2 protein-coding genes are annotated in these 25315 nt (G+C 76.4%); both read right to left on the bottom strand.

Translation table 11 applies throughout. The annotated features are described in order from the left end of the window. A complete protein-coding gene (locus AB0M97_RS14210; protein WP_365961111.1) occupies window positions 1–14529 on the bottom strand; it encodes an SDR family NAD(P)-dependent oxidoreductase in 14529 nt (4842 codons plus the stop codon). Continuing rightward, window positions 14526–25313, bottom strand: coding sequence for an SDR family NAD(P)-dependent oxidoreductase (locus tag AB0M97_RS14215; RefSeq protein WP_365961112.1), 10788 nt, complete (start codon window positions 25311–25313; stop codon window positions 14526–14528). The genes AB0M97_RS14210 and AB0M97_RS14215 overlap by 4 nt, the downstream gene beginning before the upstream one ends. Window positions 25314–25315 lie beyond the last annotated feature (2 nt).

A 25315-nucleotide genomic window follows, 5' to 3' on the forward strand; every position in this document is an offset into this window, starting at 1 on the left:
TCACCTGGTGCCGTCGGGTCCGGCCGGGTTGAGCGAGGCCGGGAACAGGCTGGTCGGGAAGTTCCGGGAGGCCAGCACCGGGGACAGCATCCGGGCGATGCGGGCGAGGTTCTCGTCGTGGGCGATGGTGTGGTGGTCGGCGTTCATCTCGTGGATGGTGATGCGCGGGCCGACGAACTGGGCGAGCCCGTTCGACTTGTCGTCGCTGGTGCGCGGCACGGGTGGCAGGTCGTTGCTGTTGCCGGGGGCCAGGAAGCCCTGCGTGGCGTGGAAGAGGGTGGTGGGCACCGTGGTGCGCAGCGGGGCCGGCCGGTAGGCCTGGAGCAGGTCGCCGTTGTGCAGCATCAGTTCGTGCCGGACCAGGATCTGCTGTTTGATCATCTCCCGGTCGGGCCGGGCGGCCGAGCGGTCGCGGATGTGGCCGGCGACCAGGTCGAGCTGGGCGTGGAGGTCCAGGCCGGTGAGGGAGGCGAGGCCGATCTGCTCGCCGACGCCCCAGCGCTGGCACATCGCGTTGCCGAGCATCACCAGGGAGAAGGCCTCCGCCTCGACCTCCGTGACGGTGCCCCAGTCCACGCTGTCCCAGGCCTCGGTGCCGGGCATGATCGGGTCGATGGCGATGAGGTGCGTGACTTCCTCGCCGGCCAGTTGCAGCTGCCGGGTCATCTCGTAGGCGAGGACCCCGCCGAAGGAGCAGCCGCCCAGGAGGTAGGGCTCGCCGGGGAAGCGGTCGCGCAGCTCGCCGACGTAGTGCGCGGCCATCTCCTCCACGGAGTCGTACCTGCGGGGCATGCGGTCCGCGGCGGCGGCGCCGATCTGCTCCAGGCCGATGACGGGGTTGTGCAGCCCGAGGTGGCGGGAGAGGTAGATCGCGTAGCTCACCTCGCCGTACAGGTTGTGCGCCCACACGGAACGGCGGTTGTCCCCGTGCCGGTTGATCGCGACGACCGGCGAGGCCTCCTGCTGCCGGGACGCGGCCGGTTCCGGTGCGGCGGGCGGCGCGCACACCCGGGCCGCGTTCCCGGCCGAGACGAGGAGCCACGGCTCGACGTCGAGGTCGGTCAGGTCGGGCGGCGGGGCGATCCAGCGGTGGTACTCGCCGTCGCCTCCCCCGGCCGGTACGGCCCGCACGACCACGGTCCGCTCCAGTCCGCCGAGCGGACGCGTGTGGTGTACGGCCGCGGCGGCGACCAGGGCGGCCCGCCAGGCGGCGGCGCGCTCCAGCCGGCCCCGGAGCGCGTCGGCGCCCATCGGCGCGACCGGGGCGAGGGCCGCGGTCACCCGGTCCAGCGCGGCCCGCGGGGCGAGCCCGGCGAGGTCCGCTTCGCGCACGGGCGGCCGGTCGGCGCCCCAGACGCCGGCGAGGGGCGCGGCCACCGCCGCCAGCGACTCGTTCGCGGTCTCGGCGAGCGGCCCCTCGCCCGGTCCGGGTGTTTGGACGAGGAGCAGTTCGGTGATCTGCAGGCCGCGGTCCTGGAGGATCCGGGCGGTCTCGACGGCGACCAGGCCCGCGACTCCGTACCCGGCGATCCGGCAGGAGCCGCCCGGGTGGGCCGCGGCGATCGCGTCGGCGCAGGCCCGTGCGAGGACGTTGATGTCGGCGGCCGGGTCCGCGCCGTCCGGGAAGCCGGGCGCCTCGACGCCGGTGACCGGGCCGTGCTCGGCGAGGTGCCGGCACAGGTGCATCACCCAGGTGAGTTCACCGGTGTCGCCGAAGAGGCAGTAGACCGGGTCCCCGGCGCGGTCCCCGGCCAGGGGCACCAGCCGCGGAGCCGCGACCGCCGCGCGGGCGGCCGGGAGGGGCCGCTCCGCCTTGCGGGCGGGGTCGACGCTGTCGAGGGTCTCCGGTACGGCGTCGGGCAGGACGTAGCTCTGGTCGAGGTGGACGACGAGGCGGTCGACGCTGGGGTGTTCGAGGATGGCCGCCATCGGGATGTGGTCGCCGTAGCGGTCCTGGACGGTCTGCATGATCCGCATGGCGCCGATGGAGTCGACGCCGTAGCTCGCGAAGTCCCGTGCGGGGTCGACGGCTTCGGGCGCGATGCCGATGCCGTCCGCCACGGCTTCCCTGACGTGCTGCCGCAGGGTGGCGAGCCGGTCGGGCGGTGCCGGGGCGGCCGGGGTCGCGGTGGCGGGGGCCGGGGAGTTCGCGGCGGTGCGGGCCGGCTGCGGTGCGGGAGCGGGCGCCGGTTCGGGGGCGGCCGGGGCGGGAGGCGCCGGGGGTGCCGTGGCGGCTCGGGGGGCGGGGGCCGACGGGGTGGGCCGGGGTACGGATGCGGGTGTGGTGGCCTGGCGTACGGGTGTCCGCTCGGTGGCCCGTGGTGTCGTGGCGGGCGTGGTGGCCGCCGGGAGCCAGTGCTGTTCGGGGGCGAAGGGGTAGGTCGGCAGGGAGACCCTGGTGCGGGTCCGCGTGGTGGGCAGGGACCGCCAGTCGACGTCGGCGCCCGCCGCCCACAGCGCCGCGAGCCTGCCGAAGTCCCCTCCGGCGGCCCGCCGTACGGCGTCGCCCAGGTCGTCGGCGTCGACGGACCGGGAGCCCGCGTCACGGCTCGTCGTCAGGCGCGGGTCGTCGCCGCCGTCGAGGTGGGTGCGCAGGGCGTCGGCGAGGTGCGCGAAGGTCGGGGCCGTGACCGCGAGCCGCGCCGCGAACGGCCGGCGACCCACCTGGAGGGTGTGGGCCACGTCGTCCGGTGACACGGCGTGCAGCCGTCCGTCGCGTTCCCAGCGCTCCAGGCGATCGAGGAGGCGGCGGGCCGCGGCGCGCAGGCGGTCGTCGTCGCGGGCGCTGAGCACAAACAGCCGGTCGCCGTCCGGCGCGGGGACGGACGGGCGGGAGGTGGTGGGCGCGGGTGCCTCCTCGACCACCAGGTGGGCGTTCATGCCGCCGAAGCCGAACGAGCTGACACCGGCACGCCGGGGCAGCGGCACGCCGCTGCCCGCGTCCGTGAACGGGGTCCAGGGGCGGGCGGAGGTGACGAGGTGGAACGGTGAGTCCGCGAGCTTGATCAGCGGGTTCACGCGTTCCACGTGGAGGGTGGGCGGCAGCATGCCGTGCCGCAGGGACAGCAGCACCTTGAACAGGCCCGCCATGCCGGCCGCCGTCTCCAGGTGGCCGATGTTGGTCTTCACGCTGCCGAGCCCGCAGAACTGCCTCGGCGCGGACTCCGTGCCGCCCGCCCCGGACTCCTCGAAGGCCGTGCGCAGGCCGGTCACCTCGATGGGGTCGCCCAGGGCCGTCCCCGTGCCGTGCGCCTCCACGTAGCCGATCGTCTCGGGCCGGACTCCGGCGCGCTGCTGGGCCCGGGAGATCACCTCGGCCTGGGCCGCCGGGTTGGGGGCGGTGAGCGAGGTGGCGCGTCCGCCGTGGTTCGTGGCGGAGCCCGCGATGACGCCGTGCACGTGGTCGCCGTCGGCGAGTGCCCGGCTCAGCGGCTTGAGCAGGACGGCGCCGACTCCTTCGCCGCGCACGTATCCGTCGGCACGGTGGTCGAAGGACTTGCAGCGGCCGTCGGGTGCCAGCATCCCGGACCGTCCGAACGCCTCGAACGCGGTCGGCGCCACGATGACATTGACGCCGCCGGCCAGGGCCAGGTCGCACTCGCCCGTCTGGATGGCGCGCACGGCCCGGTGCACGGCGACGAGGGAGCTGGAGCAGGCGGTGTCGACGGGTTCGCTGGGGCCGCGCAGGTCGAGCAGGAAGGAGACGCGGTTGGCCAGGACGCTGTGGTCGTTGCCCGTCATCAACTGGCCGTCGACGTCCACACCGCGCTCGCGGGCCAGTTCGCCGTACTCGGTGGAGGCCACGCCCACGAACAGGCCACAGGCGCTGCCGGCGAGGTCGGCGGGGTCGTAGCCGGCCTCCTCCACGGCCGCCCACACGGTCTGCAGGAACAGCCGGGCCTGCGGGTCCATGACGCGCGCCTCGCGCGGGGTGATCTGGAAGAACCCGGCGTCGAAGCGGTCCACGCCCTCCAGGAAGCCGCCGCGCACGGGGGCCGTCCCCGGCGCGGCGGGGAAGCGCTCGGGCGGTGCCTCGGAGATCAGGTCGCGGCCCTGGACCAGGTTGTCCCAGAAGCTGTCCAGGTCCGGCGACCCCGGGAAGGCACCGGACATGCCGATGACGGCGACGGGTTCGTCGGGACGGGGGTGGGGCGGTTCGGCCGGGGAGGCGGTGGTCGTCGGGGCGGTGGTGGTCGCCGCCGGGGCGGTGGTGGTCGCCGCCGGGGCGGTGGTCGCCGGGGGCGGGGGCACGGTTTGCGGCGTGGCGGGCGCGGGGGCGGAGGCCTCGGTGGTGGTGACGGCGGGCGCGGGTGCCCGGGTCTCGGTGGCGGCGACGAGGTGGTCGACCACGGCCGCCATGTCCCGGCAGCCGTACAGGACGTCGGGGGTGAGGTCGGTGCCGGTCGTCCGCGCGAGGCGGTCGGCGAGCTGGACCATGGTCACCGAGTCGAGCCCGAAGTCGCTGAGGTGGTCGCCGGGGTCGATGTCCTGGGGCGTCACCCCCACCAGGGCGCAGATGGCCTCGGTGACGATGTGCCGCATCGCGTGGACGGCGGGCGGGGTGCCGCCCGCGCTGTCGGCGGCCGGGGACGTGAGGGTCACAGAGGGCTCCTCGGAAGGGCTGGGACCGGTGGCGGGCGGAGCGGGGTCGACGGCGACGGCGAGGTGGTCGGAGACGGCGGGAGCGGCCGGGACCGGGTCCGCGAGGACGGGAGCGGCCGGGACCGGGTCCGTGGTGCTGTGGCCGGCCGGTGTGGTCCGGAGCCAGTAGCGGCCGTCGGCGAAGGGGTAGTGCGGCAGGGAGACGATCCGGGCGCCGGGTTCGTGCGCGGTGAGGGCGTCCGGGGGCTCGCCGTCCGTCCAGCGCCGGGCCTGTTCCAGGACCTCGGCGTCGGGAGACGGCAGGCGGCCGTGCCGGTCGGGCGCCTCGCCCCGAGGGCCGGTCACCAGCCGGTCGTGCGGCCGGTCCTGCGCGTACGCGGTGAGCACGGAGACGATGTCGGCGAGGTCGTGGACGACGGCACCGAGGCGGGCCGCCAGCGGTTCGCGTCCGACCCGCAGGGTGTGGGTGACGTCCACCGGGCTCAGTGCGGCTCCGGGGCCCGCGAGGAATGCGGCGAGGCGCCGGGCGCAGGCGCGCAGGGCGTCCGGCCGGCGGGCCGACAGGAGCAGCAGGAGCGGCCGGGAGGGCCGGTTTCCGGTGGTGCGGTCCTCGGCCCGGTCGGGCCGCGGGGCCTCTTCGAGGACGACGTGGGCGTTGGCGCCGCCCGCGCCGAAGGAGCTGACGGCGGCACGCCGGGGTTCCCCGGTCGGCTGCTCGGGCCAGGCGACGGGCTCGCGCGGCACCAGGAAGCCGTCCGCGGTCGGCGGTCCGTCGGTGCCGAGGGTCGGGGCGAAGGTGCGGTGCCGCAGCTGGAGGATCACCTTGGTCAACTGGACGACGCCCGAGGCGGCTTCGAGGTGGCCGGTGTTCGGTTTGACCGACCCGACGCGCAGCCGGTGCCCGTCGCCCCGGACGCCGTACGCCTCGCGCAGCGCGGCCAGTTCGACCGGGTCGCCGACCGGTGAGCCGGTGGCCTGCGCCTCCACGTACTGCACGCTGCGCGGGTCGGCCCCGGAGGCTTCCAGTGCCTGCGCGATGAGGTCGATCTGCGCCTCGGCGCGGGGGACGGCGTACGCCTCGGTCGGGCCGTCGGCGTTGACGGCCGAGCCGCGGATGCACGCGTGCACGCGGTCGCCGTCGCGCAGCGCGTCCGAGAGCCGCTTCAGGACGAGCGCGCCGACGCCCTCGCCGGTCACGATGCCGTCGGCGGCCGTGTCGAAGACCCGGGGCGTGCCGTGTGGGGACAGCATCCGCGCGGCGGCCAGGTCGGCGTGGTGGCTGGGGTGGAGGATGACGTTGACTCCGCCGGCGATCGCCGTGCCGCACTCGCCGTCGCGCAGGCTGCGCACGGCGAGGTGGACGGCGGTGAGCGCGGACGAGCAGGCCGTGTCCACCGCCATGCTGGGGCCGGTCAGGCCGAAGGTGTGCGACACGCGGTTGGCGACGGACCAGCCGGAGGACAGGGCCTGTACGGCGTTTCCGCGTCCGCGCTCCTCGGCGCCGAGCAGGGCGTACTGGTGGTGCATCACGCCGACGAAGACGCCGGTCCTGCCGCCATCACCGCAGGCCCGGGCGCGCAGGCGGGACGGGGGCAGCGCCGCGTCCTCCAGCGCCTCCCAGGCCGTCTCCAGGAACAGTCGTTCGGCCGGGTCCATGCGTTCCGCCTCGCGGGGCGAGATGCGGAACAGGAGGGGGTCGAAGCGGTCGACGTCGTCGAGGAAACCGCCCCAGGCACGCCCGTCGCCGGACTCCTCGGCGCGCCAGCGCCCGGGCGGTACGGGGGTGATGAGGCTGCGCCCGGCGAGCAGGTGCTCCCAGAGCGCGTCGACGTCCGCCGCCCCCGGGTACCGGCCGGCGATGCCGACGACGGCGATGGGTTCGGGGGTGGGTGGGGCGTCGTGGGGTGAGGGGGTGGGCGCGACGGGGGTGTTGTGCGGCGAGGGGGCGGGTGCGACGGGGATGTTGGGCGGCGAGGGGGCGGGTGCGGCGGTGGCGTCGCTCAGCGAGGGCTCGGACGCGGGTGAGGCTGTGGCCTCGCGCGGTGAGGGCTCGGGCGCGGTGGCCTCGCGCGGCGAGGATCCTTCCGGTGTCCGCGACGGGGAGTCGGCCTCGGGTCCGGTCGGGGGCGGCGCCGTGGCGTCGGCCGGGGCTTCGGTGACTCCCGTCAGCGCCGCCAGTTCCGTCCCCTTCGCGCTCACCAGGGCCTCGGCGACCGAGCGGAGGGATTCGCCGGTCACCAGCAGTTCCTGCGGCACCGGGCCGATGTCCCGTTCCAGGCGTTCGACGGCCTCCATCACCGTCAGGGAGTCGGTGCCGAGGGACGCCAGGGGCACGGCCGGGTCCATCTCCTCCGGCGGCAGGCGGAGCAGGTCCGCGAACAGGTTCCGCAGATGCTCCGTCGTCCCCGCCAGGAGCCGGTCCCCGGAGCCGCCGGCGGGCGACGTCCGGGGCTGCGGTGCGGCCGGTGTCACGGGCCGGGCGGCGGACTCCTGGTGCCCGGGAGGCACGGCAGGTGACTGCGCCGTACGCCAGGGCCCGCGTTCCGCGACGAAGAGGTGCTGTCCGGCCTGGTGGTCGCTCCAGCCGTGCACGCCGAACCGCCTGCTGCGGTCGAACCCGGCCTCCGCGAGGAGCGCCTGCCACGTGAGCGGGGCGAGCAGCGGTCCGTGCGGCAGCCTCAGCCCGGCGTCCGCGGCGAGCCACCATCCGTCGGTGAGGCCGAACACCGGGGTGATCGCGTCCAGGACGCGGGTGGCCTCGTTGACGGCCAGCAGGCCGCCGGTCGCGGTGAGTTCGGCGACGTTGCGCAGGGTGCGCCGGATGTCCCGGGTGGCGTGCAGGACGTTGGTGGCGACGACGATGTCGTACCGGTCGCCGCCGAAGCCCTGCGTGGCCGGGTCCTCCGCGATGTCCAGGACGCGGAAGTCCGTGTGGGGCCGGCCCTCGGCCAGTCGCCCGCGGGTTCCGGCGACCAGGGAGGGCGAGATGTCGGTGACGTCGTAGGTGACCGAGGCCCGGTGGTCGTCGATCGCGTCGAGCACGGCGCGGGTGGTGGCGCCGGTGCCGGCGCCGATCTCCAGGATGCGCAGGTGCCGGGCCGGGTCGGCCGACACGGCGTCGGTGACCGCTGCCCGTACGGCGGCGGCGGTGAGGCGGTTGAAGTGCCGGGTGCGGGGGTCGTCCGCGTACAGGGCGGCCATGCGCCGGTCGGAGCCGCCCGGGAAGAGCACGTCCAGGCCGCGGCGTCGGCGGGCGAGGACGTCGGGCAGCGCGGCGGCGCAGTCGTCCAGGAGGTCCAGCGTGGGCGGCAAATGGGCGAAGCGGTCGGTGAGTTCGCGCCTGAGGCGGTGCCGGTGGCCCGCGTCGGCGGGGGTCGGTGCGGTGAGCCGGCCCCGCTCGGGCCGCAGGTGGCCGGCCGACTCCAGGGACGCGAGCAGCGCGTCGAACAGCGGCAGCCGTTCGTCGTGGACGGCGAGGCTCCGCCGTAGTTCGGCTCGGGTGACGTGCGCGCCGGGTGCCAGGCGGTCGGTGGCCTCCCGCAGGGCTTCCAGCAGGGTGAGGCGGGCGTAGTCGTCGACGGCGTCCAGGTAGTCGGGCGCGTAGGGCTCGCCGTCGGCGCGTTGCGCCGCGAGGACGGCGGCGGCGGGCGCGGCGAGTACGTCCCGGGCGGCTTCGGCCCGGGCGGCGGGTGCGGAGCGGTCGCCGCCGGCCGCAGCCGCCGCCCGGGAACTCTCGGCATCCGGTCGCCGTACGCCCTGCTCCAGGGGCGTCACGCGTCCCAGCTCCGCGAGGTCCGCGCGCAGGGGTGCGACCTGGGTGAGGCCGGACGCGAGGACCTGGCGGAAGGCGTGCAGCCCCTCGGCGGCGGTCAGCGGCTGTACGCCCCAGCGGGCGAGCCGCTCGCGGTGCTCGGGGGTGGCGACGGCGCCCTCGTCGCCCCAGAAGCCCCAGTCGATCACGGTGACGGGCCAGTGCAGCCGGGTGGCGAGGTGGGCGCCGTAGGAGCTGATGAAGGTCGAGCCGGCCGCGTAGTTGGACTGGCCGGGGTTGCCGGTGTGGGCGATGGCCGAGGAGAACAGGGCGAAGAAGTCGAGCGGTTCGGCGGTGAGCGCGTCGGCGAGGGCGACGGTGCCGCGCGTCTTGGGCGCGAAGGCGGCGTCGAAGACACCGTCGTCGGAGTGGGCGATGGTCCGGTCGGCGAGGACGAACGCCGTGTGGACGGCCCCGTCGACGCCGCCGTACCGCTCGTGCATCAGGCGGACGGCGGCCCGCGCGGCGGCGGGGTCCGTCACGTCGCCCGGGAGGTACTCGACCTGCCCGCCGTGGGCGCGCAGCCGTGCGAGCGTGCCGTCCGGCAGGTGCCCTTCGGGTCTGCGCCCCATCACCACCAGCCGGGCGTCCCAGTCCCGCAGCAGGTACTCGCTGACGACGCGTCCGAGGCCCCCGAGACCGCCGACGACGAGGTAGCGTCCGCCGTGCCGCAGGGGCAGCCGGTGGTCGGCGGGGGCGGGCAGTTCGGCCGGGGCGAGCCGCTTGACGAGCCGGGTGCCCTCGCGCAACGCGGCCTCGGTGAAGGGTGCGGCGGCCGGTTCGGCGGCGACGGCCGTGACGAGGGTCTGCCAGTCACCGGAGGCGCGGCACCGTTCGAGGTCCGCGCCGGCGAGGTCCAGGCAGGCCACGTCGAGGAACGGCAGTTCGCGGGAGAGCGTGCGGGCCATGCCGTGCAGCGATCCCGCGAACGGGTTGTCGACCGGGCTGCCGGGCAGGGGCTGCTGGCTGTCGCTGGTCAGGACGGTGAGCCGCAGGCCGCGCGGCCGTTCGGCGGCCAGTGCCTGCGCCAGGTGGAACAGGGCGAGGCAGCCGTGCCGCTGGGTCCGCTCCAGGTGGGCCAGGTCGGTGGAGGAGTGGCGGCGGGTGTCGACGCCTGCGGCGAAGTAGAGCGTGCGGACCTCCGGGTGCGCCCGGAGCAGGGCCATGTGGTCGTCGCGGTCCCGCAGCGCCGCCAGGTCGACGGCCTCGCTCGCCCCGCCGTGGTGGCGGACCAGCGCGGCGGCGAGTCCGGCGTCGTGTCCGGCCGTGAGCACCAGGGCCGGTCCGGGGTCCCGGTCGCGCGCGTTCTGCTGGGTTTCCGGGGCGTCGAGGCGGGGTGCCACGCGCCAGACGGGCACCAGGTGGGGGACGCCGGCGGAGCCGGACGGCCGCACCACGGTCAGCCCGGTGAACTCCACGAGGGCGCGGCCCGAGGCGTCCGTCAGCAGCACGTCGCACTTGACGGTGCCGCGTGCGGCGTCGGCGGTCACCAGACGGGCGTGGGCGTGCCGGACTGCGCCGTCCGCGCCGTGCAGGCGGACCCGTTCGACGGCGGCGGGCAGCGTGGCCGGTTCCTCCCAGGCGGGCACGGCTCCGTGCACGGCGTGCAGGGCGGCGTCGGTGACGCCGGGATCGCCGATACCGCCGCGGGCGGGGCCGGGCGGCGACGCGGACAGTCCCGCCCGCTCGGCCGGTTCCGACAGGTCGGCCAGGGCTTCTCCCTCGCCGCACCACAGCCGCTCCACCCTGCGGTACAACGGCCCGTAGTCGAGGCCGGCGGCGCGGGCCCGGTCGTAGAACGCCTCGTGGCTCACCTCGCGGGGGCAGCGGAGGCGTACGGCCGCGAGGTCCAAGGGGGTGGGCGTCAGGGGCGGGTTGCCGGAGCGGGGCGTCCGGGTCCAGGCCGTGAGCGTGGCGTGGACGGTGCGCCGTGCGCCGGTGCCCGTGCACGTCTCCACCCGGACGGCGCCGTCCTCGGCGGCGGGCAGGGCGCGTACGACGGGCTGCTCGCCGGCGTCGACGACGAGGGGAGTGCGCCAGCGCACCGCGCTCAGTTCGGTGACCGGCCGTCCCGCCGCCCGCTCCGCCGCCGCGTGGGCCAGCGCCAGGTGGGCGACGCCCGCGAGGACGGGCCGGGCGTCGACGAGGTGGTCGGCCACCCACGGGTGGCCGGGGGTGAGCGTGGCCGTGAACTCGGCCACCCCGTCCGCCGCGACGACCGGCTCGGCGAGCGGCGCGCGGCCGGCCGGCGCGGATGCCGGGGTCCGGCCGGATGACGGCGTACGGCCGGGTGCCGGAGCCGGGCCGGGGGCCGCGGTCACCGCCTGGTCCACGGTGTCGGGCCAGTGCACGGGACCGGCGAACGGATAGGTGGGCAAGGGTACGGCGCGGGGTGCCCGGCCGTGCCGGTCGCGCCGCTCGGCGGCCTCCTGCCAGTCGAACTCCTCCCCCGCGGCCCAGCGCGCGGCGATCTCGTGCCAGCGGCGCCCGGCGAACAGGCCGCGCGCGTCGGCCGCCTCGCGCCGGGGCGCGTCGGGTGCGGCGCGGCCGGCCGCGTCGGCGGCGCCGGTCGTCACGTACCGCGAGAGCGCCTCCACGAGCCGCGCGCGGGTCGGCACGACGAACGCGACGCGGTGTTCGAAGGCCTCGCGCCCCGTCTGGAGGGTGTGCGCGATGTCGTCCAGGCGCAGTGCGGTGGCGTCCGGGCCGGTGAGGAAGCGGGCCAGCCGGTCGGCGGCGGCCTTCAGGCGGTCCGGTGTCCTCGCGGACAGGACCACCAGGTGGTCGTCGCCCTCGGCGGGCCGGTCGTCGGTGGAGGCGCCGTCCGGGTGCTCCTCGATGACGGCGTGCGCGTTGGCGCCTCCCGCGCCGAACGAGCTGAGGGCGGCCCGGCGCAGGCCGTGCCCCGGCCGGGGCTGCCACGGCTCGGCGGTGCGCTGGAGGCGGAACGGCGTCCCGGCGAAGTCGATCCTCGGGTTGGGCGGGTCGCTGTGCAGGGTCGGCGCGAGGGTGCGGTGCCGCAACTGGAGGAGGACCTTGGTGAGCCCGGCGATGCCCGCCGCGGCCTCCGCGTGGCCGATGTTGGGCTTCACCGAGCCGAGCGCGCAGTACTGGCGCTCCTCGCAGGACCGGCCGAACACCCGGGCCAGGCCCTCGATCTCGATCGGGTCGCCGAGTTCCGTGCCGGTGCCGTGCGCCTCGACGTAGCCGATGCTCGCCGGGTCGATCCCGGAGCGGCGCAGTGCCGCGCCGATCACGGAGGCGTGGGCGCGCGGTGAGGGCACGGTGTAGCCGTTGGTGTGGCCGCCGTGGCTGATGGCGGTGGCGCGGATCACGCCGTCGATCCGGTCGCCGTCGGCGCGGGCGGCGGCCAGCGGCTTGAGCACCACCGCGCCCACGCCCTCGCCGGGGACGAACCCGTTGCCGCCCTCGCCGAACGCCCGGCACACCCCGTCGGGGGAGATCATGCGCTGCTCGGCGAGCATGGCGTACTTCATCGGGTGGAGGTTGAGGTGGGCGCCGCCCACGAGGGCCGTCCGGCACTCGCCGCGCCGCAGGCTCTCGCAGGCCAGGTGCAGGGCGGTGAGGGAGGCGGAGCAGGCGGTGTCGACGGTGAGGCTCGGGCCGTGGACGTCGAGGAAGTAGGAGAGCCGGTTGGCGAGGGAGAACTCCATCGAGTACGCCGGGACCGGATTGCCCTTGCCCCACTCCTCGGCGCCGACCAGGCCGTACGCCAGGCCCGTGGCGCCCACGAAGACGCCGACGGCGTGTCCCTCGTCCGTACGGGTGGTGCGGTGCAGCCGGGAGCGGGTGTAGCCGGCGTCCTCCAGCGCCGACCAGGCGACCTCCAGGAACAGCCGCTCGGCGGGGTCCATGCGGCGGGCCTCGCGCGGGGCCACGGAGAAGAACAGCGAGTCGAAGCGCGCGACGTCCTCCAGGAAGCCGCCCCAGCGGCCGTAGCTGCTGCCCGGCCGGCGGTCACCGCGGTCGAACCAGCGCTCCTTGTCCCACCGGTCGGACGGGATCTCCCCGATGGCGTCCCGGCCCTCCACGAGCATCCGCCACAGCTGTGCCACGTCCCGGGCACCGGGATAGCGGCCCGCCAGGCCGATGACGGCGACGGCGTCGTCGGGCGCGGCGTCTGCGTCGGGCGGTTCGGCGGTGGGCCGGGGGGTGGCCTGTGCGACGGGGCGGGTGCCGGTGGAGGGGACGGTGGGCGCGACGAGCGGTGGGGCCGACTCGGTGGCCGGGACGGTGGGCGCGACGAGCGGTGGGGCGGACTCGGTGGCCGGGACGGCGGGCCTGCTCGCCGGGTTGGCCAGCGCGGCGAGTGCCGGACCGTGGTGGGCCACCAGATAGCCGGTGAGGTCGTCGACCGTGCGGTGCTCGAACAGCAGCGTCACCGGCATGGCCCCGAGCCGGTCCTCCAGGGCGGCCGTGATGCGCTTGACCATCACGGAGTCGATGCCGAGCGCGGAGAACTCCTGGTCGGACCGGAGCCTGCCGGGCGCGATACGGGTCAGCCGCGACACCAGGTCCAGCAGGAAGGCCCGTGCCACCCCGGCCGCCGCTTCGGGCTCCGCCGCGGCCGGCCGCTCGGCCGCACCGCCGCCCGGGACAGCCGTGCCCGTGAGGCGGGCCCGTACGAACTGCTCGACGCGGGCGCGGTGGCCGTGGACGACGACGACCTCCCGCGCCTCGGACCGCAGGGCCGCCGCCATCACGGCGAGGCCGGTGTCCGGTGGCATCTCGACCATGCCCTGAAGCAGTTCGACGGCCCGGCGGTCGGTGTCGCTGAGGGTCATGCCGCCGCCGACCCACAGCGGCCAGCCGACCGACACGGTGCGTCCGCTGCGCCGGCCCGCCTCGGCCAGGGCGGCGCGGTGGGACGCGAAGCCGCCCAGGGCGCGGCTCGCGGCGGCGTAGTCGGCCTGCCCGGGGTGGCCCGCGTACCCGGCGAGGGAGGAGAACAGCACGAAGTGGCGCAGCGGTTCGTCGCGTGTCGCCTCGTCCAGGTTGCGGGCGCCGGCCAGCTTGGGCGCGAGCACGCGCGCGTGGGCGCCGGGTGCCTTGTTGGCGATGTACGCGTCCTCGTTGACCCCGGCCAGGTGCAGTACGCCGGTGACCGGGCCGAACGCCGCGCGGGCCTCGGCGACGGCACGCCGTACGTCGTCGGGCCGGGTCACGTCTCCGCGTACGTACCGGATCCGCTCGGTGCCGGTGCCGTTGACGCGGTGCAGGGTCCGCGTCACGCGGGCTCCGGCGTCGGAGCGGCCCAGCAGGACGAGCCGGGCGCCGGACGACTGGGCCAGCCGTTCGGCGATGCTGAGGGCGATGCCGCCGCCACCGCCGGACAGGAGGTGGACCCCGTCGGCGGGTGGTGCGGCGAGGGTCAGCGGGAGGGGCGTCATGGTCCGCACCCAGCGGCCGTCGGCGCCGTGACGCACCTGGTGCAGGGGCGCCGGAGGTTCCGCCAGTTCGTCCAGGGCGAGGGCGACGGGGTCGGCCGGGCCGTCCGTGGAGACGGCGACGGGACGGATGCGGCTGTCCTCCTGGGCGGCGATCGAGCAGAAGCCGCCGAGCGCGTCCGCGGCCTGGGCGCTGTCCTCACCCACCGCGAGGCAGGCGAGCGAGAGGCGCTCGCCGATCCGGCCGCGGATCAGCGTGCGCACCGCCGGGTAGACGACGTCCAGGCAGTGCTCGGGCCCTTCGGCCGTGACCAGGACGATGCGCTCGGGCAGTTCCCCGGCGGCGGCGAGTGCCGCCCACAGCCGCTCCCACGACGCGTCGTCGGCGAGCGAGACGGTACGGGTGTCCGCGGCGGGCACGGGTCCCGTGACGGCCTCCACCACCCGGCCGGTCCCCGGCGCCACGATGCCGGGCCGGCGGGTGGCGGACGGGTCCAGCACGATCAGCGGCGGGCGCCCCTGGGCCGGGGAGCGGTACGCGGCCGGCGCCCTGCGCTCCCAGCCGGACGTGTAGGCCACCACCTCGTGCGCGCCCGCCGCCGTGCCGGCCGGGGACGCGGCGCCCATGAGGGCGACCGCGTCGGAGACGGTCAGTTCTCCCGCCTTCACGCGCTGGAGGATGTCCCGACGGTTCTGCCTGGAGATCACTGCGCACCTTCCATGAGCCGTTCCGCCTCGTCCACCGAGAGGCGGCCTTCGTTGAGTGCCTGGAGCAGGTCGGGCAGCGAACGTGCGGGGGCCGGCGCCACCACCGTCACCGGTGCGGGGGCGGGTGCCAGGGGTTCGAGGGGTTCCGCCCAGTGGCGCTGCTCCTCGAACGGGTACGCCGGCAACGGCACGCGTCGGCCCGGGGTGGCGGGCAGCGGGCCCGCGCCCGACACCCAGCGCCGGGCCGCCCCGTAGGGGTCGGTGACCGGTGCTGAGGTGTCGGCGCGCTCGTCCGCTCCCCGTCCGCCCGCCTGCCGCTCGGCGCGTCCGGTGAAGGTGTCCGGGCCGGGCTCGTCGTCGAGCAGGCGGCGCACCGCGACGGCGAGTTGGTCCGTCGTCGCGGCGACGAACGCCGCCCGGTGGGCCATCGGGTCCCGTCCCACGGCGAGGGTGTGGGCGATGTCGGTGAGAGCGAGCGGTCCGGGTTGCCCGGCCGCGTCCTGCGTGAGGAAGCCGTGCAGTTCCCGCAGCCGGGCCCGCAGCCGCTCGGGGGTACGGGCGGACAGGGGGACGACGACCGGACCGGCGTCCGGCGCCGCGGGCCGGGTGTCGGGCCAGTCCTCCAGCAGGACGTGCGCGTTGGTCCCGCCGAGGCCGAAGGCGCTGACGCCCGCGCGGCGCGGGGAGCCGCCCGCCGGCCACGGCGTCAGCCGGTCCACGACGCGGAAGGGGCTGCCGTCCAGGTCCAGGAGCGGGTTGGCCTCGGTGAAGTGGAGCGTGGGCGGCAGCATGCCGTGCCGCATGGCCAGCACCGTCTTGACGACGCCGGTCAGTCCGGCGGCGGCCTCGGTGTGCCCCACGTTCGACTTGACCGTGCCGAGCAGGCACCAGGGGTCGACCGGCTCGCCGTCCGGCCTGCCGTCGAGCGCCGCGAACGCCTTGCGCAGGCCGCGTACCTCGATCGGGTCGCCGACCTCGGTGCCGGTGCCGTGGGCCTCCACGTAGCCGACCGTGCGCGGGTCCACGCCCGCGTCGCGGTAGACCGTGGCGATCAGGTCCGCCTGGGCCGTCGGGTTGGGCATCATCAGGGAGTCCATGTGTCCGCCGCCGCCGTGCGAGACGCCGCTGCCGCGCACCAGGGCGTACACGGTGTCGCCGTCGGCGAGCGCCCGGGACAGCGGCTTGACCAGGACCGCCACGGCGCCTTCGCCCCGCACCATGCCGTTGGCCCGCCGGTCGAACGCGGCGCAGCGGCCGTCGGGCGACATGATGCCGAGCTGGCCGAGGGCGACGAACAGGTCGGCGGTGAGGAACAGGTGCACCCCGCCGACGAGCGCCGCCTCGCACTCGCCGGACCGGACCGCGCGCACCGCCCGGTGCAGCGCCGTCAGCGAACTGGAGCACGCCGTGTCGACGGCCTCGCTCGGTCCGCGCAGGTCGAGCTGGTACGAGATGCGGTTGGCGATGAGGCAGTGGCCGTTGCCGCTGACGACGTGGCCCTCGCGGTGGCGGCCGGCCCGGTGCAGCTGCCAGTCGTAGTCGCGGGAGGTGGCGCCGACGAAGACGCCCGTGCGGCTGCCGCGCAGGGACGCGGGCCGGTGGCCGGCGTCCTCCACCGCCTGCCAGGCCGTCTGCAGCATGATCCGCTGCTGGGGGTCCATCAGCTCGGCCTCCAGTGGCGTCATGCCGAAGAAGTCGGCGTCGAAGCGGTCGACGCCCTCGATGAAGGAGCCCCAGCGGCTGTTGACCGTGCCCGGAGTGCGGTGCGGGTCGCCGAAGACCTCACGCCAGTCGAAGCGGTCCGGCGGGATCTCCCCCACCAGGTGCGTCCCGTCGCGCAGGTGCCGCCACCAGGCGCGCAGGTCGGGCGAGCGGGCGAAGCGGCCCGCCATGCCCACGATCGCGACCGGGTCGTCGGCGTCCGCGCCTGCCGCGGGGGCGGGGTGCGGCCGCGGGGTGTGTTCCGGCGCCGCGGCGGCCGGCTCGTGCACCGCGTCCGGGGTCTCCCGCGGCGGCTGGGCGTCGGCGTCGCTCGCGGCGACCGCGGTCCCAGTGCGGTCCGGGGAGGCGACCGGCGCGTGCTCGGCTTTCCGGGAGGCGACCGGCGCGTGCTCGGCGAGGTGCGCCGCCAGCGAGTCGATCGTCGGGTGCTCGTAGAGCAGGACCTTCGGCAGCCTGCCGAACTCCGGTTCCAGGCTGCGCACCAGCTGGATGGCGCTGAGCGAGTCCATGCCGTAGTGGTCGAAGGTGACGGCGGTGTCCACCTGACCGGCCTCAAGGCCGAAGAACCGGGCGAAGACGGGAACCAGCCGCTCGCGGACCTCGTCGGCATCGGCCGTCACGGGCTCCGGGACGGCGGCGGGCCGGTCCTGCGGCCGGGGTTCCGGTGGGCGCGGCCCGCCCCGTCGTGACTCCGGCGGCGCGGACCGGGCGGGCGCCTGCGGGCGGGCCTCCGCCAGGCCCGGGAGCCCCGTACCGCCGTCCGCCCCGGCCGCCGCCGGCACCTGGCTGAACAGCACCGCGTTGTCGAACTCCGTTTCCGGCAGGTCCGGCGCGCCGAGCGCCCAGGTCGCCTCGAAGCCCTGCTCCGCGAGCGCCGCGCGCCAGCGCGGCACGTCGAAGAACGGCGAGTGCGGCAGCCGCGCCGCCACGTCCACGGCCGACCAGTAGCCGGGCAGCGGTCCGATCATGGCCGTCATGCAGTCGTGGTTGCGCACCAGCTCCTCGAGTACCAGCACCCCGGACGGCGCGAGCAGGCGCCGGATCCGGCCGAGGCTCTCGCCCAGGTGCCGGGTCGCGTGGACGGAGTTGGCGGCGACGACGATGTCCGCGCTGCCCGCTCCGAAGCCCTGCTCCAGCGGGTCCCGGTCGAGGTCGAGGACCGCGCAGGTGAAGTCCACCGGGGTGCCGGCGAACCGGGCGCGGGCGGCGGGCAGGAAGGCCGGGGACACGTCCGTGAACCGGTACTGCACGGCCTCCCCGTGCTCGGCGATGGCCTCCAGCAGCCGGCGGGTGGTGCCGCCCGTGCCGCCGCCGATCTCGATCAGGCGCACCGGCCGGTCCGGGCGGGACTCCCGCAGGGCGCGCACCCGGCCGGCCACCAGACGGGCCACGATCTCGTTGTGGTGGTCGGCCACGGTGTTGCCGTCGTAGATGCCCAGCAGCAGGTCGGGGTGGTCCGGGGAGAAGAACACCTCCAGCGCGTCGGCCCTGCCGGTCAGGATCTCGGGCAGCCGGGGCAGACAGACCTGTACGAGTTTCAGCCACGGGGCCAGTTCGGGGTGCTCGGCGGCCAGCGCGGACGCCTCGGCCGTGAAGTCCGGGGCTGCGGTGCCGGACGCGGGGGGCGTCTTCGCCATCAGCGCGGCCAGCGCGTCGGCGAGGCGGCCGTAGCCCTCCTCGTCCGCGAGCAGGGCGCGCAGCCGCTGCGCGGTGGGTGGGGTGCCGCCGTCGGCGAGCAGATGCGCGCACCAGCGCCTGAGCAGGTCGTTGAGCCGCTCCATGCCCTCGGCGGCCCGTCGCCCGTCGAACCCGCTGCGCCGGATGTGCAGCTCTACGTCGCGTACCTCGGCGGGGACGGCGGGCCGGCGCGCCCCTGCTGGGGCGGTGGGTTGCGGCGCCCCTCCGGGGACGGCGGGCCGGCGCGCCTCGGCCGGGGCACCGGGCTGCCGGTCGTCCGCCGGAACAGCGGGTTGCCGGGCGCCGGCCGGGACAGCGGGTTGCCGTGCCTCCGCCGGGGCGGTGACGGTGGGCTGCCGCGTCTCGGCCGGGGCGGCGGCGGTGGGCTGTGCCCCGTCGGCTGCCGGTACGGCGGGCTGCCGGGCGGCGGGCCGTACCGCGTCGGGGGCCGTCCGCCCGGTCGCCGCCTCGGCGAACCAGTACCGTGCGCCGCCGAAGGGGTACGTCGGCAGGCTGACGCGTGCGGTCGCGGGGTCCGGGGCGGCCGTCGCGGGCAGCGGGGCGCCCGCCGCCCAGGCCCGGGCCGCCTCCAGCAGCGCCGCGCCGGGCTCCTCGGCAGTGGCCGCCACGTGCACGCCGGCCGAGGCGTCCGGGTCGGCGAGGTGGGCGTCCATCGCGGCCAGCAGGCCGTCGGAGGAGTCCGCGACCAGAACGACTCGGTGGGCCATGGCCTCCCGGCCGTGGTGGAGTGTCGCCGCCATCCGGTCGAGCGGTGTGCCGGGCGCCGCGGCGAGGAAGTCGCGGTGGCCGCGCACGAGCCGCCGCAGGGCCGCGCCGTCGCGGGCCGAGTACGGAAACAGCCGGGGCCTGCGCGGGGCCGGGGCCGCCTCGCGCACCGGAGCCTGTTCGATCACGGCGTGCGCGTAGGACCCGCCGAAGCCGAACGAGCTGACCCCGGCGATGCGCGGCCGTCCGTCCCGCGCGGGCCAGTCGACGGGGCGGGTGTTGACGTAGAGCGGGGTGCCGTCGAAGCGGCAGTGCGGGTTGGGCTGCCGGTAGTCCGGCATGGCCGGGATGACGCCGTGCTGGATCTGGAGTACGGCCTTGACGACGCCGACGAGGCCCGCGGCGCCCTCGGCGTGTCCGAGGTGGGCCTTGGCGGAGCCGACCGCGCAGAAGGCGGACCGTGCCGTGTGGCGGCGGAAGGCCTCGACGGCGCCCTCGATCTCGATGGGGTCGCCCAGGGCGGTTCCGGTGCCGTGCGCCTCCAGGTAGCCGAGGTCGTCGGGTTCGATGCCGGCGCGTGCCCAGGTGTCCAGGAGCAGCTGGGTCTGGCGTTCCGGGCTGGGAGCGGTGACGGACCCGGCGCGGCCACCGTGGTTGACGCCGACCTCGCGGACGACGGCGTGGATGGGGTCGCCGTCGGCGAGGGCCCGGTCGAGGGGCTTGACCAGGACGGCGACGACGGCTTCGGCGGGGACGTAGCCGTCGGCCCGGGCGTCGAAGGTGTGGCAGCGCCCGGACGGCGACAGGGCTCCCAGCGCCGAACTGCGCACGTAGTGCTGCGGGTCGAGGATCAGGTTGGTTCCGGCGGCGAACGCCATGTCGCACTCGCCGCGGCGCACGGCGGCGACCGCGAGGTGCAGGGCGTAGAGGGACGAGGAGCAGGCCGTGTCGACGACGAGGGAGGGGCCGGCCAGGTCGAAGTGGTGGGCGATCCGGTTCGCGGCCATGGTGACGGAGGTGCCGGTCACGTCGTGGGCGCCCATCCGCCGTCCGGCGGCGGTCATCGCCTGGTCGTAGTCGCTGAAGCAGCGGCCCACGAAGGTGCCGGTCGCGGAGCCCCGCAGCCGGCCGGCGACACCGGCGTCCTCGGCGGTCCGGTGCAGGACCTCCATCAGCTGGCGGGTCTGCGGGTCCAGGCCCTCGGCCTCGGCGGGGGTGAGCCCGAAGAAGGCGGCGTCGAAGCGGCTGACGTCGGTGAGGAAGCCGCCGTGGCCGCAGTCGGTGGCGTCCGGCCGCTCGCCCCGCGGGTCGTGGTACAGGCGGTGGTCCCACCGGTCGGCGGGGACGTCGGTCACCAGGTCGCGCCCGCCGACGAGGTCGGCCCAGAATCCCGCGATGTCCTCGGAGCCGGGGAAGCGTCCCGCCATGCCGATGACGGCGACGGGCTGTTCCGCCCCGGGTGCGCCGCCCCGCTCGTCGGCGACGGCCCGGGGTTGCGGTGCCGGTGCGTCGGTGCGGGCGGCCCCGTCGGGTACGGGGGCCGCCTCGCGGCGCAGGGCGGCGTGTACGGCGTCGGGGTGGGTGTCGAGCAGGTGGCTCACCAGGCGGTCGGTGTCCGGGTAGCGGAAGAGTGTCGTGGCCGGCAGGTCGACACCGAGCCAGGCGCTCACCTCCGAGGTGAGGGCGGCGAGTTCGAGGGAGTTCAGGCCCAGAGCCATGAACCCCGCGTCCCGCACGGCGGAGGGCCGCGTCTCCTTGCCGGCACGGCGCAGGGCCGTGGTGAGCGCGGTGACGATGTGCGCGTCGAGCGGGGCGCGGGGGTCGGGGTCGGGGTCGGGGTCGGGGGCGGCGTCGAGAACCGCGGCGGCGGAAGCCGGACGGGCCGCACCGGACGCGGCCTCCGCGGAAGCCGAGCGAGCGGCACCACGCACGGCACCGGAAGCCGGGTGAGCGGCGTCGCCGGAGACCGCCGCACCGCGCGGTGTCTCCAGCGCCGCCTTGAGGCGGGCCGCATCCCCGTGCAGCACGACGACGCGTTCCGCCCCGAGGCCGAGGGCGGTGTCGAGGGTGTCGAGGGCGGTGGCGGTGTCGAGCGGGACGGACCCGGTGCGGGCGAGGACGCGGTCCTGGAGCGCGGGGTCGATGTGCATGCCGCCGTCGCGCCACAGCGGCCAGTCCACCGCGACGGTCGCACCGTGCCGTTCACCGGCCCGGCGCCGCTCCTCGCGCCAGGCCGCGTAGGCGTCCAGGGCGCGGTTGGCCGCGCTGTAGTCGGCGCCGCCCGCGCTGCCCGCCGCCGCCGCGAGCGACGAGTAGAGCAGCAGGTAGTCGAGCCGGTCGTCGCTCGTGACGGCGTCGAGGGCGGCGACGCCGGACAGCTTGGGGGCGAGGACCCGCTCGACCCCCGGACGGCTCTTGTTGACGACCAGTGAGTCGTCCAGGACGCCTGCGGCGTGCACGACCCCGGTGAGCGGTCCGAACCGTGCGCGCACCTCCCGCACGGCGGCGGACAGCGCGTCCGGGTCGGTGACGTCGGCGCGGAAGTAGGCGGCCCGCGCGCCGAGGGCCCCGAGGTCGGCGACGGCCCGGTCGGTGTGGGCGCTGCCCGGGGAACGGCCCAGCAGCGCCAGGCACACGTCACCGGCCGCGGCGATGCGGCGGGCCGTGTGCAGGCCGAGCCCGCCGGCGCCTCCGGTGATCAGGTAGACACCGCCCGGCCGGCCGAGGCGTACCGGTGTCGGGGACGCGGCGGGCGGACCGGCCGGGACGAAGACCTCGGTGAGGCGGCCCCGGGCGGTGTGCCGGATCTCGGTGCCGTAGACGTCGGCCGGTGCGTACGCCTCGGCGAGCAGCGTCCGCGCCTCGACGGCCGGTGCCTGGTGCCACACCGTCTTCAGCAGGAGCTTGGGCTGTTCGAGCCGGACGCTGCGGGCGAGGCCGCCCACGGCGGCGTGGGCCGGGCTGGCGCCGTGGGCGGCGTACGCGTACACCACCGGCAGCGGCCGGGTCGGGCCGACGGCGAGGGCGCGGCACAGCAGCAGGGCGGAGAGCACGCCGCCGGTGCTGGTGTCCCCCGTGGTGTCCCCGGACAGCGGCCACAGGTGGAGGACGGCTCCCGGGGCGCGGTTCTCCGCACGCAGGGTCTCGGTGAGCCGGACGTAGTGCCCGGCGTCGCCGGGGTCGATCTCGAACTCGTCGCCGGAGATCCGCCGGTAGGACATGCCGGGCCGGACGCGGACCACGTCGGGGTGGAGCGCGCGCATCTCCCGTACGCGGTCGGTGTCGGCGTCCAGGAGCAGCAGCGGGCCGTCCGGCACGGGAGCGGTCGCGGGGACCGGCAGGGGCAGGGGGCGGGTGTCCGGGACGTACAGCAGGGTGGCGGGACCGTCCGGGCCTGCGGTGAGGGGCTTGTCGCGCGTCGGGGTCGGTTCCCCCGGCCCGGTGTCGCCGAGCCAGTACCGACGGCGTTCGAAGGGGTAGGTCGGCAGGGAGATCCGCCGCGCTCCGTCGAGGGCGGGCCAGCCGGAGGGGCCACCGGCCGCCCACAGCCGGGCGGCCTCCGTCTCCTCGGTGGCGCCGCTCGTGCCGGTGCCGACGGTCTCCGCACCGGAGTACGCGGGGTGGGCGGGCGGGCGTCCGTCGGCGAACGCCCGTAGCGCGTCGGCGAGTTCGGCGGTGGAGGCGGCCACCACGGCGAGGCGGTGCTCCATGGCGCGGCGGCCGGCGCGCAGGGTGTGCGCCACGTCGGCCAGGCGCAGGTGGGGGTGGGCCCGCAGATGGTCCGCCAGCCGCCCGGCCTGCTCCCGCAGCCGGTCGGCGGACCGCGCGGACAGCGGGACCGCGAAGGGCCCGCCGCTCCCGGGTGGCTCGGGGGCGTCCGCGACCGTGTACTCCTCGATGACGACGTGGGCGTTGGCGCCGCCGGCTCCGAAGGCGCTCACGGCCGCCCGCCGGGGCAGCGGGTGCCCGGTGTTCGGGTCGGCCGGGGCGGGCCAGGGCTCCGGGTGGGTGGGCAGCCGGAACGGCGTCCGCTCCCAGTGGATGCCCGGGGCGGGGGCGCCGATGTCGCCGACGGCCGGGAGGGTACGGTGCCGCAGTGCCAGCAGCGCCTTGGTGAGGCCGGCCATGCCCGCCGCGGCCTCCAGGTGGCCGACGACCGGCTTGGCGGAGCCGATCACGCAGTACCCGAGGTCACTGGTGTGCCGCGCGTACACCGAGGTGAGCGCCTCGACCTCGATCTGGTCGCCGAGGGCGGTGCCGGAGGCGTGCGCCTCCACGTAGCCGATGGTGCGCGGCGCGACACCCGCGTCGGCGAGCGCGGCGGAGACCACCCGTGCCTGGGCCTCGGGGCTCGGCACGGAGTAGCCGCCGGTCCGCCCGCTGTGCAGCAGTGCCGAGCCGCGCAGCAGCCCGTACACGTGGTCACCGGAGGCCAGCGCGTCGGACAGCGGTCGCAGCAGCAGCGCGCCGACGCCCTCGCCGGGTACGTAGCCGTCCGCGTCCCTGCCGAAGGGGCGGCAGCGCCCGGTCGGCGACAGCAGGCCCAGCTCGGCCAGCCGCAGGTACTTGTAGGGGTGCAGGGACAGGTTCACCCCGCCGACCAGCGCCGCCCGGCACTCGCCGCGCCGTATCGCGTCGGCGGCCAGGTGCAGGGCGGCCAGGCTCGCGGAGCAGGCGGTGTCCACGGTGAGGCTGGGCCCGGCGAAGTCGAAGAAGTACGACAGCCGGTTGGACAGGGCGGAGGACCAGGAGCCCGCGACGTCCGCGGTTCCGGCGCGCAGCCGCTCCAGGCCGTGCAGCTGGTAGTCGTTCCACATGGCGCCCGCGAAGACGCCCACGGCCCGGCCGGTCTGGGCGGCGAGTCCCTCGGGGGTGTGTCCCGCGTCCTCGATCGCCTCCCAGGCGGCTTGGAGCAGCAGGCGCTCGTGCGGGTCCATCAGTTCCGCCTGGCGGGCGGTGAGGTGGAAGAAGGGCGCGTCGAACTCCGCCACGCCGTCGCAGAACGCGCCCCAGCGGGAGTAGGTGCGTCCCGGTGTGCCGCGGTTCGGGTCGAAGTACGGCTCGTGGTCCCAGCGTTCGGGCGGGACGGGGGTCGCCCGGTCCTTGCCGTCGGCGAGCACCTCCCACAGTTGGTCCGGGGTCCGGGCGCCGGGGTAGCGGCCGGCGAGGCCGACGATCGCCAGTGGTTCGGGGGCGGCGCCGTCGGCCGGACGGGCGGTGGGGACGGGCAGCGCGGCGGGCGGCGACGGCGAGTCGGCTGCCGGGTGCCCGGCGAGCGGCGACGGCCGGTCGGCTGCCTGGTGCCCGGCGGGCGGTGACGACCGGTCGACGGCCCGGTCCCCGTCCTGCGAGCGGCCCACCGCTGCCCGGTCCCCAACGACCGACGCGTGGTCCGTCTGCCGCTCCCCCGCCCCCAGTCGGTCCGCGTCCGGGTGTTCCGGGTGTTCCTCCCGCAGGTGGTCCGCGAGGCGTCTGACCGTGGGGTGTTCGAACAGCAGCGTGGGATAGAGGTCGGTGCCGAGCATCTCCTCCAGGTCGCCGACCAGGCTCAGCAGGTCGACCGAGCTGAGGCCGCACTCGTAGAAGCCCAGTTCGCGGTCGACGCGGGCGGGCTCGACGCCGAGGCGCCGCGCGACCAGGGCCGCGACCCGTTCCTCGAACGCGCCGACCGGAGCCGGCGACGCGGCGACGGAAGCCGGTGCCGGGGACGCGGCGACAGGCGCCGGTGTCGCCGGGCGCGGGGTCCGTTCGGCGGGCGGGCGGGTGCGGTCCGTGATGAGGGCGGCGGACCGGACCCGTTTGGCACGGAAGCCGACGAGTTCGGCGACGACCTGGCCGTCCGGGTCGCAGACCGCGATGTCGGCCTGGAACAGCTCGCTGTCGAATCCCCCGGTGACCGGTCCCGGCACGTGGACGAGGTTCTCGGCGCCGACGCCCGTACGGGCCCGCAGCGACTCGATGTAGAGGGGGATGTAGGCGTGCCGGGGCGTGCCCAGGTCCTGCTCCGGGAACAGCAGCATCGGCACCAGCGTGGCGAAGTCGAGTACCGCGGGGTGGGCGTGGAAGTGGCCCACGTGCTCGGCCGCCTCGTCCGCGAGCCGCATGCGCGCCAGGGCGTGTCCCGGGGCGACGTGCACCGTGCCGGACGCCTGCATGAAACCACGGTGGTGGATGTCGAGGGCGCGGACGTAGCCGTAGAGCTCGTCCACGTCGATGGTGCGGGTCGCCGACGCGGCGAGTCCGGCCGGGTCGATGTGCCGCCACGGCGTGCCGTCGACGGGGTGGATCTCGGCGGTGCAGTTGGTCTCCCACGGGCCCCGGGTGCTGCCCGCGGGGCGGCTGCGCACGGTGACGGGCAGCGGCTGCCCGGGGTCCGCGTCGCCGAGGACGACCTCGACGGCGCAGCGGTCGCCGGAACCGACGATGGGCGCGTGGAAGACGATGCGGCGCAGGACGACGAGACCGGGGTCGACTCCCGCCCGCTGGACGGTCCGCAGCACCAGGTCGAGGAGGAAGACGCCGGGCAGTACCGGCACGTGGTGGACGAGGTGGTCCCGGACGGCCGGGTCGTCGGCACCGACGCCGGTGGTGGCGCGGCGGCCGGCGAGCGGGCGCAGCAGGTCGTGGGGGCGCTGGACGGAAGACCGGTTCTGCGGCATGA

The sequence above is a fragment of the Streptomyces sp. NPDC051207 genome (assembly GCF_040682395.1).
Taxonomy (GTDB): Bacteria; Actinomycetota; Actinomycetes; order Streptomycetales; family Streptomycetaceae; genus Streptomyces.

Coding starts and splice junctions, on each gene's coding strand:
- AB0M97_RS14215 (WP_365961112.1), bottom strand. CDS start 25,313: ATGCCGCAGAACCGGTCTTCCGTCCAGCGCCCCCACGACCTGCTGCGC.